Origin of the sequence: Limnohabitans sp. 63ED37-2 (assembly GCF_001412535.1) — a bacterium.
Lineage (GTDB): Bacteria > Pseudomonadota > Gammaproteobacteria > Burkholderiales > Burkholderiaceae_C > Limnohabitans_A.
Genome location: NZ_CP011774.1, coordinates 1,131,572 through 1,143,665, shown reverse-complemented (window position 1 = coordinate 1,143,665; position 12,094 = coordinate 1,131,572). Strand labels below are relative to the sequence as shown.

At 61.9% G+C, this 12,094-nt stretch carries 11 protein-coding genes and 2 tRNA genes; 5 read left to right on the top strand and 8 right to left on the bottom strand.

The genetic code is table 11. The features are described 5' to 3' along the window. Positions 1 to 96 precede the first annotated feature (96 nt). Entirely contained in the window at positions 97 to 309 is a 213-nt protein-coding gene (gene rpsU, locus L63ED372_RS05515; RefSeq protein ID WP_019428257.1) for a 30S ribosomal protein S21, read from the top strand. Positions 310 to 416: 107 nt separating this feature from the next. Next, positions 417 to 878, top strand: a complete 462-nt coding sequence (locus L63ED372_RS05510) for a GatB/YqeY domain-containing protein (protein WP_062404162.1) — start codon at positions 417 to 419, stop codon at positions 876 to 878. A gap of 13 nt (positions 879 to 891) precedes the next feature. Here the strand turns inward: L63ED372_RS05510 and L63ED372_RS05505 are convergent, their stop codons facing one another. After that, on the bottom strand, positions 892 to 1,782 hold the full coding sequence (locus tag L63ED372_RS05505; protein ID WP_062404160.1) for a DMT family transporter: 891 nt from the start codon (positions 1,780 to 1,782) through the stop codon (positions 892 to 894). A gap of 13 nt (positions 1,783 to 1,795) precedes the next feature. Then, on the bottom strand, positions 1,796 to 3,286 hold the full coding sequence (gene pmbA / locus L63ED372_RS05500; RefSeq protein WP_156343672.1) for a metalloprotease PmbA: 1,491 nt from the start codon (positions 3,284 to 3,286) through the stop codon (positions 1,796 to 1,798). Positions 3,287 to 3,308: 22 nt separating this feature from the next. On the opposite strand from pmbA, the gene yjgA reads away from it, so the two are divergent. Then, complete coding sequence (yjgA, locus tag L63ED372_RS05495) at positions 3,309 to 3,968, top strand: ribosome biogenesis factor YjgA (RefSeq protein ID WP_062404158.1); 660 nt, start codon at positions 3,309 to 3,311, stop codon at positions 3,966 to 3,968. After that, positions 3,961 to 4,557, top strand: a complete 597-nt coding sequence (gene mog / locus L63ED372_RS05490; RefSeq protein WP_062404156.1) for a molybdopterin adenylyltransferase — start codon at positions 3,961 to 3,963, stop codon at positions 4,555 to 4,557. The genes yjgA and mog overlap by 8 nt, the downstream gene beginning before the upstream one ends. A gap of 25 nt (positions 4,558 to 4,582) precedes the next feature. Here the strand turns inward: mog and ispF are convergent, their stop codons facing one another. Then, positions 4,583 to 5,065, bottom strand: coding sequence for a 2-C-methyl-D-erythritol 2,4-cyclodiphosphate synthase (gene ispF / locus L63ED372_RS05485; RefSeq protein ID WP_062404154.1), 483 nt, complete (start codon positions 5,063 to 5,065; stop codon positions 4,583 to 4,585). Then, a complete protein-coding gene (gene ispD / locus L63ED372_RS05480) occupies positions 5,062 to 5,787 on the bottom strand; it encodes a 2-C-methyl-D-erythritol 4-phosphate cytidylyltransferase (RefSeq protein ID WP_062404152.1) in 726 nt (241 codons plus the stop codon). Before ispD ends, ispF begins: the two co-directional genes overlap by 4 nt. Before the next feature lie 170 nt (positions 5,788 to 5,957). Between ispD and mfd the strand changes: the two genes are divergently transcribed. Continuing rightward, positions 5,958 to 9,449, top strand: coding sequence for a transcription-repair coupling factor (gene mfd, locus L63ED372_RS05475; protein ID WP_062407680.1), 3,492 nt, complete (start codon positions 5,958 to 5,960; stop codon positions 9,447 to 9,449). A 117-nt stretch (positions 9,450 to 9,566) separates the two neighbouring features. Here the strand turns inward: mfd and L63ED372_RS05470 are convergent. From L63ED372_RS05470 to L63ED372_RS05455, 4 genes are all read right to left on the bottom strand, one after another. Then, positions 9,567 to 9,642, bottom strand: a tRNA-His gene (locus L63ED372_RS05470). Positions 9,643 to 9,697: 55 nt separating this feature from the next. Beyond that, positions 9,698 to 11,614, bottom strand: coding sequence for a SurA N-terminal domain-containing protein (locus L63ED372_RS05465; protein WP_062404150.1), 1,917 nt, complete (start codon positions 11,612 to 11,614; stop codon positions 9,698 to 9,700). A 61-nt stretch (positions 11,615 to 11,675) separates the two neighbouring features. Then, positions 11,676 to 11,751, bottom strand: a tRNA-Val gene (locus L63ED372_RS05460). 14 nt (positions 11,752 to 11,765) lie between these two features. Continuing rightward, complete coding sequence (locus L63ED372_RS05455; protein WP_019428312.1) at positions 11,766 to 12,038, bottom strand: HU family DNA-binding protein; 273 nt, start codon at positions 12,036 to 12,038, stop codon at positions 11,766 to 11,768. Positions 12,039 to 12,094: the final 56 nt, after the last annotated feature.

Sequence of the window (12,094 nt, the reverse complement as noted above, 5' to 3'; positions counted from 1 at the left end):
ATACTAGTTCGTGACGGGGAACCGCCGAAACTGGCTTTCAAGGGCCCGATCTCCCTTGCTTGCGCAGCCGGCACATTTTTTGGAAACTTTGATTCAATGACCACCATCCGCGTGAAAGAAAACGAGCCGTTTGACGTTGCCCTGCGTCGCTTCAAGCGCACCATCGAAAAACTCGGCCTGCTGACCGACCTGCGTGCTCGCGAGTTCTACGAAAAGCCAACAACCGAGCGCAAGCGCAAGAAGTCGGCTGCTGTCAAGCGCCACTACAAGCGTGTTCGCAGCATGCAGTTGCCCAAGAAGATGTATTGATCTTCCCTTTTGCTTGACCTGTTCCAGGTCTGCAAACAAGCCCGCTAGAGGACGCTCAGGCGGGCTTTGTCATTTGTACCCATCCACATTCATCCCAGGAGCCTCTTATGAGCCTGAAAGAACAAATCACCGAAGACATGAAAACCGCGATGCGGGCCAAAGACGCCGAGCGTCTGGGCACCATCCGCTTGTTGCTGTCGGCCATGAAGCAAAAGGAAGTGGACGAGCGCATTGAATTGGACGACGTGGCCGTGGTGGCCATCGTGGACAAGCTGATCAAGCAGCGCAAAGATTCAATTGCCGCTTTTGAACAAGCCGCCCGCCAAGACCTGGCCGACAAGGAAAAAGCCGAAATGGCCGTGCTCTTGGCGTACCTGCCCGCACGCATGTCGGCCGAAGAAGTCACAGCCGCTGTGCAGACCATCGTGGCTGAGCTGGGTGAAGAAATGGGCAAGAAAGTGGGCCCAGGCGACATGGGCAAAGTGATGGGCGCCGTCAAAGCCCAACTGGCTGGCAAGGCCGACATGGGCCAGGTGTCGGCGGCAGTCAAGGCAGCACTGGCGGGCTGATGCCTCCAGTGGGCTAGGCCTGCAAAATCAGCGCAGCCCCGGCCACCGCCATCACCGCCCCACCCCAGGCCCCCCAGGCTGGGCGGCGGCGGTACACGGCCCACAACAGTGGCAGCAGCAAGATCGGGGTGAGCGACGAGAAAATACCCACCAGATTCGCCTGCCCGGTGTGCAGCGCCTGCAAGATCAAGGTCATGCCCAGCGCCATGGCCACGGCCGCACTGGCCCAGGTGTTGAACAGGGTTTTGGCGCTCAAGGGGTTTTGCACTTGGGCCACCTTCGCCCCAGCCCAGAGCAGCGCCAGATGCGCCAAAAAGCTGGCGCTGGTGCGCACGGCAGACGCAGCCACCGCATCCACCCCCGAGGCCATCAAGGGCTTGATCATCAAGGTGGCCACCGACTGGCACACCGCCGCCAGCAGACCCAGCAAGACCCCCGTCATCAAGCTGCCTTGGGTGTTTTCCCAGGCGTGGGTTTCACTCTCGCGGCGGCCCCAGACAATGGCCACCATCACACCCGAGACCAGCAAACCACCGCCCACCAAGGTCCAGCCCCAAAGGGTTTCGCCCAGAAACAACCATGCGAGCAAGGTGGAAAAAATCGCGTGGGTGGCGAACAGCACCCCGCTGCGGCGCGGCCCCAGCCGGTTCATGCAGGCAAACAGCGCGGTGTCGCCGATGAAAATGCCAATGAAGCCAGACAAGGCCAGCAGGGCCACATTCGCGCTGTCCAGACTGCGCCACTGGCCGGTGAACAGCGCCAGCGCCCACAACAGGGTCAGCGCAAAAAACAAGCGCCAGCGGGTGAAGGCAAAGGCCCCCATCTGGCTGGAGGCGGCGGCAGAAAACAAACTGCCCACCGCCCACGACAAGGCTGCCAGCGCCGCCAAAAGTTCAGCCTGCACAGCGCAGCAGGCCTCAGCTGCCCGCCAGCTTCATGCGGTTGACCAGGATGGAGCCGGTGGTTTTGGCGCCCATGTTGTAGGTATCCGCGCCCACAGCCTCGATGCCCATCAGCATGTCCTTGAGGTTGCCCGCGATGGTGATCTCGTGCACCGGGTAGGCGATCTGGCCGTTCTCCACCCAAAAGCCGCTGGCCCCGCGTGAATAGTCACCCGTCACGTAGTTCACGCCTTGGCCCATCAACTCGATCACAAACAGGCCCGTGCCCAGCTTTTGCAGCATGGCGTCCAGGTCGTCGGTGGACTGCGTCAGGCGCGAAGTCAGCGTCAGGTTGTGCGAGCCGCCCGAGTTGCCGGTGGTCTTCATGCCCAGTTTGCGGGCCGAGTAACTGCTCAAAAAGTAGCCCTCAACCCGGCCGCCCTTGACGACTTGGCGGCGCACCGAGCGCACACCCTCGTCGTCAAACGGCGAGCTGCCCTTGCCGCGCAAGAGGTGCGGGTCTTCTTCGATGTCGATGTGCTTGGGGAACACCTTCTTGCCCAGCGAGTCCAGCAAGAAGCTGCTCTTGCGGTACAGCGCTCCGCCGCTCACGGCCTGCACAAATCCACCCAAAAGGCCTGCCGCCACAGGCGACTCGAACAGCACCGGGCATTCGGTCGTGGCGATCTTGCGGGCTCCCAGGCGCGACAAAGCGCGTTCGGCGGCATAACGTCCCACCGCTTCGGGCGAGGCCATCTCGTCGGCCGAGCGCATCGAGGTGTACCAGGCGTCGCGCTGCATCTCGGCGTTGCGGCCCGGCAGCTTGGCAATAGGGGCCACCGAAATGCTGTGGCGCGAGCTGGCATAGCCGCCGCGAAAGCCGTGTGTGTGGGCGCTGAAAAAATGGCTTTGCTGGGCCGAAACAGCCGCGCCGTCGCTGTTGGTGATGCGGCGGCTGGTTTTGAGCGCAGCGGCTTCGCATTGCAAAGCCAACTTGGCGGCTTCTTCGCTGTTGATGGCCCAGGGGTGAAACAAATCCAGATCGCGGTGGTTCGTTTCGATGTCGGCTTCATCGGGCAGCCCGGCGGTCGGGTCTTCGGCCGTGAAACGGGCGATGTCATAGGCCGCTTGCACCGTGCGCTCGATCGCTGCTTTGGAAAAGTCCGAGGTGCTGGCGTTGCCCCGGCGGTGGTCCACATACACCGTCACGCCCAGCGACTTGTCGCGGTTGCGTTCCACGTTTTCCAGCTCGCCCTTGCGCACGCTGACCGACAGGCCGCAGCCTTCAGACGCCTCGGCACCCGCGTTGGTAGCGCCCAACTTTTTGGCGTGGTGCAAGGCGATGTCGACCAACTCTTCAAAATGGTCGCGCGAGTAGCTGAAGCCGTCGTGGGCATGCGCATGGGAGGCGGTGGCGGGGGTGTTTTTTTTCACGGAACTTTTCACGGAAGTGTTCTCAAAAAAAATGGCGGGCGCTGGGCCCGCAGTGACCGCTATGATACTTGCCACCCAGCCCCAGCGCTGCATCTGAAAACGAGTTCCCTCAGTCATGTCCCGTAAACCCAAAAAAGGCTATTTCGTCCGTGGTCAGTTTGTTGCCGAAGGCAGCGAGCTGGACCTGGAGTACAAGCGCGAGCTCAAAGGCGGCTTGGATGGCCCCAGCCGCACCGAACTCAAGCGCGAAAGCACCGAGCTGCAAGAGCTGGGCACTGCCTTGCTCACTCTGCGCCGCGACCTGCTGGAGGGACTGGCCCTGCCGGACAAACTGGTCGATGGCCTGGCCGAAGCCAAGCGCATCACCAACTTTGAAGGCAAGCGCCGCCAAATGCAGTTCATCGGCAAGCAAATGCGCCTGCTCAGCCCTGAAACCCTGCAAGCCGTGCGCGAAGCCCTCGACATCCAGCGCCTGGGCAGCGCCAAAGACACCCAAGCCCTGCACCTGGCCGAAGCCTGGCGCGACCGCCTGATTGCCGATGATGCCGCTGTGGGTGAATGGATCGAACACCACCCGCAAACCGACATCCAGCAACTGCGCGCGCTGGTGCGCCAGGCCCGCAAAGACGCGGTGCCTGTGACCAACGCGGCCGTGTCGCAAGGCCTTGCACCCCGCCAAGGTCGCGCTTACCGCGAGCTGTTCAAACTGGTGCGCAGCGTGCTGACAGGCGGCCAAAGCGATGAGACCCCCGACGAGGAAGCTGAAGATGAGTGAAACCCAGTTTGACCCGGTCAAGATCGGCATCGTGTCCATCAGCGACCGCGCCAGCACAGGTGTCTACGAAGACAAAGGCCTGCCCGCCCTGCAGGACTGGTTGACCCGTGCACTGCACAACCCGATCACCTTTGAGCCCCGCCTGATTCCCGACGAAAAAGACCGCATCAGCGCCACCTTGATCGAGCTGGTCGATGCGGGCTGCAGTCTGGTGCTGACCACCGGCGGCACCGGCCCCGCCCTGCGCGACGTGACCCCCGAGGCCACTTTGGCCGTGGCCGACAAGGAAATGCCCGGCTTTGGCGAGCAAATGCGCCAAATCAGCCTGAAATTTGTCCCCACCGCCATCTTGTCGCGCCAAGTGGCCGTCATCCGAGGCCAGAGCCTGATCATCAACCTGCCCGGCCAGCCCAAATCGATTGCCGAAACCCTCGAAGGCCTGAAAGACGCCGACGGCAAAGCCGTGGTGCACGGTATTTTTGCGGCCGTGCCTTATTGCGTGGATCTGATTGGCGGACCGTACATGGAAACCCAGGACGAGGTCTGCAAGGCCTTTCGCCCCAAAACCGCCATCCGCCCAGCCCGCTGAACGCGGGCCTCGGCCCGCAGTGCCCTCAAGACGGCTTGTGCAGCAAAGCCACCGCCCGCGCCTCGATGCTTTGGCCCATGCCCACAGGACCCAGCTTTTCAGCGGTCTTGGCCTTCACATTCACCTGATCCAGCCCGACGCCCAAAGCCTGGGCCACACCCGCGTTGATGGCCGCCATGTGCGAGGCCAGTTTGGGGGCCTGGGCCACGATGGTGCTGTCCACATTCACCAGCACCCAGCCAAGGGCCCGCACGCGGCGCATGGCCTCTTGCAACAAAACGGAAGAATTGGCACCTTTGAACTGCGCATCCGTGTCCGGAAAGTGCCGCCCAATGTCGCCCAGACCCGCGGCACCCAGCACCGCATCGGTGATGGCGTGCAGCAGCACATCGGCGTCCGAGTGGCCCAACAAACCAGCGGTGTGGGCGATTTCGACCCCACCCAAAATCAGCTGGCGACCGGGCACCAGGGCATGCACGTCCCAGCCTTCGCCCACACGGATGTTCATGTTCTGCCTTTCAAAACCGCCTCGGCAAACGCAAAGTCGGCCGGGTAAGTGACTTTCATATTCTGGGCCGAGCCTGGCACCAGGCGCGGCGAATGGCCCAGGCGCTCCATCGCACTCGATTCGTCGGTGATGCCTTCAAAAGCAGAGGTGGCCGCTGCAGCCAATGCTGCATGCAAGGCGCCCAAGCGAAACATTTGAGGAGTTTGCGCCAACCATTTGTCTTCGCGCGGCACCGTGCTGGCCACGCGGGCAGCCTGACCATCCAGCGTGTGCGACTTCAAGGTGTCGGGCAGCGGCAAGGCCAGCAAGCCGCCCACAACGTCATCGCGGCAGGCCTCGACCAAGCCCGACACCGCCTCGGGCGTGATCAGGCATCGCGCGGCGTCGTGCACCAAAACCCAATCTTGCGCAGGCAAGCCCGCCTGCAACATGGCGCTCAGGCCATTGAACACACTTGCAGCCCGGGTCGCCCCACCACAGGCCTCGCGCCTGAAGTGCGCGGGCCAGGCGGCCTGAGGCCAATCAAAATCATCGTCGGGTGACAAGATCACCCAGCCACTGGCCAGCTGCGGCACACGGGCCAGCGCCTGCAAGGTGTGCATGACCATGGGCTGCCCCGCCACGGTTTGGTACTGTTTAGGCTGCGGCGTGCCTGCGCGGCTGCCTGTACCGGCGCAGGGCACCAGGGCATGAAAACGGGGGGCGTCTGGGGTGATTGACATGGGCTGTCATTGTAGGTCGGTGGGCTTCACCCCCCATCAAGGGCATCGCCACGCGCCCAGGCCTTGGCCGCTTGACCCTTTTACAATCGAACTGTCTGACAACCCGATCACCCCCCTCCATCTTGGCGGGGGGTGTTTTGCTTTTTTCATCGCCATTGGCCATCGCCACCATGCAACTGCCCAGCCTGATTTCCGGCAAACGTTTCACCCTGCCCCGCCCCGCCGGATCGGCCGATGCCGTGCTGCTGGCCCAGTTGGCCCAGCGCGAGAAAAAAGCAGGCAAGCTCACCGCCATCGTCACCAGTGACGCGGCCGACGCGCAGCGCCTGATGGACGAGCTGGTGTTTTTTGCGCCCGATCTGCGCTGTGTGATGTTTCCCGACTGGGAAACCCTGCCGTATGACACCTTCTCGCCGCACCAGGACTTGATCTCTGAACGCTTGGCCACACTCTGGCGCATCAAGCAGCGCAACCACGCCGAGAGCGCCGACGTGGTGCTGGTGCCCGCCACCACGGCGCTGTACAGGCTGGCGCCGCCGTCCTTTTTGGCGGGCTACACCTTCGAGTTCAAGGTCAAGCAAAAGCTGGACGAAGCCCAGCTCAAGGCCCAACTGACATTGGCGGGCTACTCGCATGTGAGCCAAGTGGTCAGCCCCGGCGAATACGCGGTGCGCGGCGGCTTGATCGACCTCTTCCCCATGGGCTCTTTGGTGCCTTACCGGGTGGACCTGTTCGACGACGAGATCGACAGCATCCGCACCTTCGACCCCGACAGCCAGCGCAGCCTCTACCCCGTACCCGAGGTGCGGCTCTTGCCCGGGCGCGAGTTCCCGATGGACGATGCGGCCCGTGCGCGGTTCCGAAGCCGCTGGCGCGAGCTGCTCGAAGGCGACCCGACCAAGAGCCGCATTTACAAAGACATGGGCAACGGCGTGGCCACGGCGGGCATCGAGTACTACCTGCCGCTGTTTTTTGAAGAAACCGCCACCGTGTTCGACTATCTCGGCGCAGGGCAAGCAGATGACGCCACCGTGGTGCTGCACGGCGATCTGGAGCCCGCCTTCCAGCGCTTTTGGCAAGACACCAAAGACCGCTACCGCCTGGTGCAGGGTGACCCCGAGCGGCCCGTGCTGCCGCCCGATGCGCTGTTTTTGAGCGCCGAGCAGTTCTACACGCTGACCAACGGCCACGCGCAACTGGCTTTGCGCCCAGGCACGCAAGACGTGCCCGACAACACGCTGGCCCAGCCCCTGCCCGAGCTGACGGTGGTGCGCGGCGCCGAAGACCCGCTGTCACGCCTGCAAGCGCACATCCGCAGCAGTGCCAGCCGCGTGTTGATCCTGGCCGAAAGCGATGGCCGCCGCGAGAGCCTGCTCGACTTCGTGCGCTCCAGCGGCCTCACACCCCCGGTGTTCGACAGCCTGCAAGCCTTTTTGGCCAGCGACGAAAAAGTCGGCATGGCCACCGCGGGTCTGGTCAGCGGTTTCCACTGGTTTGAGCACAACATCGACCTGGTCACCGAAACCGAACTCTTCGCCGCAGGGTCCGTGACGCGACGCCGCAAAAAGCAGGAACAGGTCAGCGATGTGGAAGCGCTGATCAAAGACCTGAGCGAGCTGAATGTGGGCGACCCGGTGGTGCACAGTGCCCACGGCATTGGCCGCTACCGGGGTCTGGTCAACATGGACATGGGCCAGAAAAACGAAGACGGCACGCCCGCCCTGCAAGAGTTTTTGCACCTGGAGTACGCCGACAAAGCCACGCTTTATGTGCCGGTGAGCCAGCTGCAGCTGATTGGCCGCTACACGGGCGTGAGCGCCGACGAAGCGCCGCTGCACAAGCTGGGCTCTGGCCAATGGGAAAAGGCCAAACGCCGCGCCGCCGAACAGGTGCGCGACGCCGCCGCCGAGTTGCTCAACATCTACGCCCGCCGCGCCGCACGCGAGGGCCACCCATTCCGCTACAGCCCACAAGACTACGAAACCTTTGCCAACGACTTCGGCTTCGAGGAAACCGCCGACCAAAAGGCCGCCATCCACTGCGTCATTCAAGACATGATCAGCCCCCGCCCCATGGACCGCCTGGTCTGCGGCGATGTGGGCTTTGGCAAGACCGAGGTCGCGCTGCGTGCCGCTTTTGTGGCCGTCACGGGGGGCAAACAAGTGGCGATTTTAGCGCCCACCACACTGTTGGCCGAGCAGCATTACCAGACGCTCAAAGACCGTTTTGCCAAATGGCCCGTGAAGGTGGCCGAGGTCTCACGCTTTCGCTCGGGCAAAGAAGTCACCGCTGCCCTCAAAGGCATTGCCGACGGCACGGTGGACATCGTGGTCGGCACCCACAAGCTGCTGAGCGAATCGACCAAGTTCCACGACCTGGGCCTGCTCATCATCGACGAGGAACACCGCTTTGGCGTGCGCCACAAAGAGGCCATGAAAGGCCTGCGGGCCGAGGTCGATGTGCTCACACTCACCGCCACCCCCATCCCCCGCACCATGGGCATGGCTTTGGAAGGCCTGCGCGATTTGAGCGTGATTGCGACTGCACCACAACGCCGCCTGGCCATCAAGACCTTTGTGCGTAACGAAGGCACGGGCGTGATCCGCGAGGCGGTGCTGCGCGAACTCAAACGCGGCGGCCAGTGCTACTTTTTGCACAACGAGGTCGAGACCATCGAGAACCGCAAGCAAAAGCTCGAAGAAATCCTGCCCGAAGCCCGCATCGCCGTGGCCCACGGCCAAATGCCCGAGCGCGAGCTGGAGCAGGTGATGCGCGACTTTGTGGCCCAGCGCTACAACATCTTGCTGTGCTCGACCATCATTGAGACCGGCATCGACGTGCCCACGGCCAACACCATCGTGATCTCTCGCGCTGACAAGTTCGGCCTGGCCCAGCTGCACCAGCTGCGCGGACGCGTGGGCCGCTCGCATCACCAAGCCTATGCCTATTTGATGGTGCCCGAGATCGAAGGCCTGACCAAACAAGCCGCCCAGCGGCTCGACGCGATCCAGCAGATGGAAGAACTGGGCAGCGGTTTTTATTTGGCCATGCACGACCTGGAGATCCGCGGCGCGGGCGAAGTGCTGGGCGAAAACCAGAGCGGCAACATGCTCGAAGTGGGTTTTCAGCTGTACAACGAAATGCTGTCCGAAGCGGTACGCTGCTTGAAAGCAGGCAAAGAGCCCGATTTGCTCAGCCCCCTGTCGGTCACCACCGACATCAACCTGCATGCCCCCGCCCTGCTACCCAACGACTATTGCGGCGACGTGCACCTGCGCCTGAGTTTTTACAAAAAGCTGGCCACCGCCAAAACCAGCGACCAGATCGACGCCCTGCTCGAAGAACTGGTGGACCGCTTTGGCAAGCTGCCCCCGCAAGCGCAAACCCTGGTGGATGTGCACCGCCTGCGCGTGCTGACCCAGCCTTATGGCGTCATCAAGGTCGACGCCGCGCCGGGTGTCATCCAAATCACCTTCAAACCCAACCCACCCGTGGACCCCATGGCCATCATCGGCCTGATCCAAAAGAACAAACACATCAAACTGGCAGGCAACGACAAAATTCGCATCGAGCGCGAACTGCCCGACCCCAAGGCGCGGGCGCAGATGGTGCGGGATGTGCTCAGGAGTTTGGGAACGCCCAAGGTGGAGGTGGCGGCATAAACCAAGGGCTGCCACTGGTTGGCTGCCCCAGCAGCGGCCAGCTTGTTCAAACAGACCCCAGGGTGACGCCACAAAGCAAAAAGCCCAGCCTGTGAAGGCTGGGCTTTTGCATGATTTTGGGGTGGCTGATGGGGCTCGAACCCACGACAACAGGAATCACAATCCTGGACTCTACCAACTGAGCTACAGCCACCGCGAAGCCAAAATTATAACCCGAACTTCAGATCAAATTCCCGCTCTGGGGAGAATTATGAAGCTGCACGGCCTTTGGGTTTGTTGACCTTGATTTCCACCTTGAACTGCGACCGCAGGTGGGCCAGGTAGGCTCCGGCTTCTGCGTTGCCCAGCAAACGGGCAAATTGCTCGCGGCTTTGGGCTTGCTGCTGCGAATTGGGCTCTTCGCGTGGCACCAGCTTGTTCACACGCACCACCGCGTAGCCTTGTGCGCCCAAGTCCACTCCCACCAAGGCAGGCATGGCAGAGGGGTCTGCACGAAGGGCCGCATCGATCACAGCCTGGGGCTGGCCCTGTGTTTGGTCACGCGAGACCACCACCGCATTGCCCACCTGCGCTTGGGCAGGCTGGGCTTTCCAGGCGTTCAGGCGGGCCTGACCTTCGGCCTTGGCCAAGGCTTGGGCTTGCTCCAACATGAATTGGGTGCGCACCGATTCTTTGACTTCGGCAAAGGGTCGCACAGCCGCTGCACGGTAGTTGACGATGCGTGCAGAGACCAGGGTGTTGTTGCCCAACTCAATGGCGGCCGTGTTGCGGCGCTTGCTGATCGACTCCTCAGAGAACAAGGCTTCCAAGACTTTGGGGCTGGCCATCACGCCAGCTGTTGCAGGCGTGGGGGCACGGCTCAGGCCTTGCGCTTGCTGAATGGTGAGCTTGAGCTTTTCAGCCACAGGCTTGAAAGTGTCGGCTTGCTCGTAGACGCTGTTGCTGAAGGTCTCCGCCAGTTCCGCAAATTGACGTTTGGCCTGTTGCTCGCGCAAATCGGCTTCAAGCTTGGGCCGCATGGCTTCCAGGCTGGGCGTGGCCGGGGCCTTGATGTCGGTCAGCTGGATGATGTGGAAACCGAATTCAGTCTCGACCACCGCGCTGATGTCCCCTTTTTTCAGGGCGAAAGCGGCGTCTTCAAATGACTTGACCATGGCACCTTTGGCAAAAAAGTCCAAGTCGCCCCCATTGGCGGCCGAGCCTGGGTCATCCGAGTTTTTGCGGGCCAACTCTGCAAAGGCCTTGGGGTCTTTGCGCACATCGGCGAGCAGGGCTTCGGCTTTGGCGCGGGCTTTTTCACGGTCTGCGGCAGGCGCGTCTTTGGCTGCGTTGATCAGGATGTGGCGGGCCCGGCGCTGCTCTTGGCCAGAGAGGCGCTGCAGGTTTTGCTCGTAGTAGGTTTTCACGTCCTGCTCGGGCAACTGGATGGTTTTGGCCAAAGCCGCTGCGTCGAGGACCAGGTACTCCACGTCAGCCGACTCTGGCGAACGGAAACGCTCGGACTGGGTTTGGTAGAACTTTTCCAGATCGGCATCTGTCACCTGAACCTTGGCCGCAAAAGCGGCAGGTTCAAAGCGCTGGATCTGGATTTCGCGGCGCTGCAAATAGGCTTGCAAAGCGGTGTCGGTTTGACGCTGCGAGGCGACAGCAGAGGCCTGCAAGCTGGAAAGCACCTGTTGGTTGGACAGGTCACGGCGCACACGCGCTTCGAACATTTCAGGCGTCATGCCTTGGCTGGCCGCGAGTTGGCGGTAACGCTCCATGTCGAGTTTGCCGTCGGGTCCGCGCAAACTGGCGATCGAGGGGTCTTGCTGCAAGTAGTTGGCCAGGCGCTGGTTGCTGGTGACCAGCAACTGCTTTTCTGCAGCCACAGCAATCAAGCGGTCATTGACCATGCGCTCGAGGCTGGCGTAGCGGGCCTCTTCGGAGCCCAGCAGTTTGGCATCCAGATTGGGCGTAGCGGCACGGATGCGGTCCACCTCTTGTTGGTGCATCGCATCCCACTCTTGCTGGGTGATTTCCAGGTCGCCGACTTTGGCGACCACAGCACCCCGGTCATTCATGTTGCTGTAACCGTCCACGCCAAACAATACAAACGAGGGAATGATCAGCAAAACCAGCAAGCCCATCAGGATCTTGGAATTGTTGCGGATGGTGTCAAACATGTCGGAAGTCTCGGGTTGTCAATAAAAAAGGCGAACCTGGGGTTCGCCTTTGTTTGAGAGGTGGTGGGCGCTGACGGTCTCGAACCGCCGACCTACTCCGTGTAAAGGAGCCGCTCTACCAACTGAGCTAAGCGCCCTCTCACATGTGTTTTCAGTTCAAAGCGTCTTTCAGGCCCTTGCCTGGACGGAACTTTGGCACATTGGCTTTCTTGATTTTAATCGCAGCGCCCGTACGGGGGTTGCGGCCTGTGCGAGCAGCCCGCTTGCCCACGGCAAATGTGCCAAAACCCACCAGGGAAACCGTGCCACCTTTTTTCAAAGTGGTGCGCACTGCGCCCATGGTGGCTTCGAGGGCGCGACCGGCTGCCGCCTTGGACAGGTCGGCGTGCTTGGCAATGTGTTCGATCAATTCTGTTTTGTTCACAAAAAACCTCTGTGTGTTGTTGCCGGAAGGACCGACGTTGGGACTGTGATCGGTAT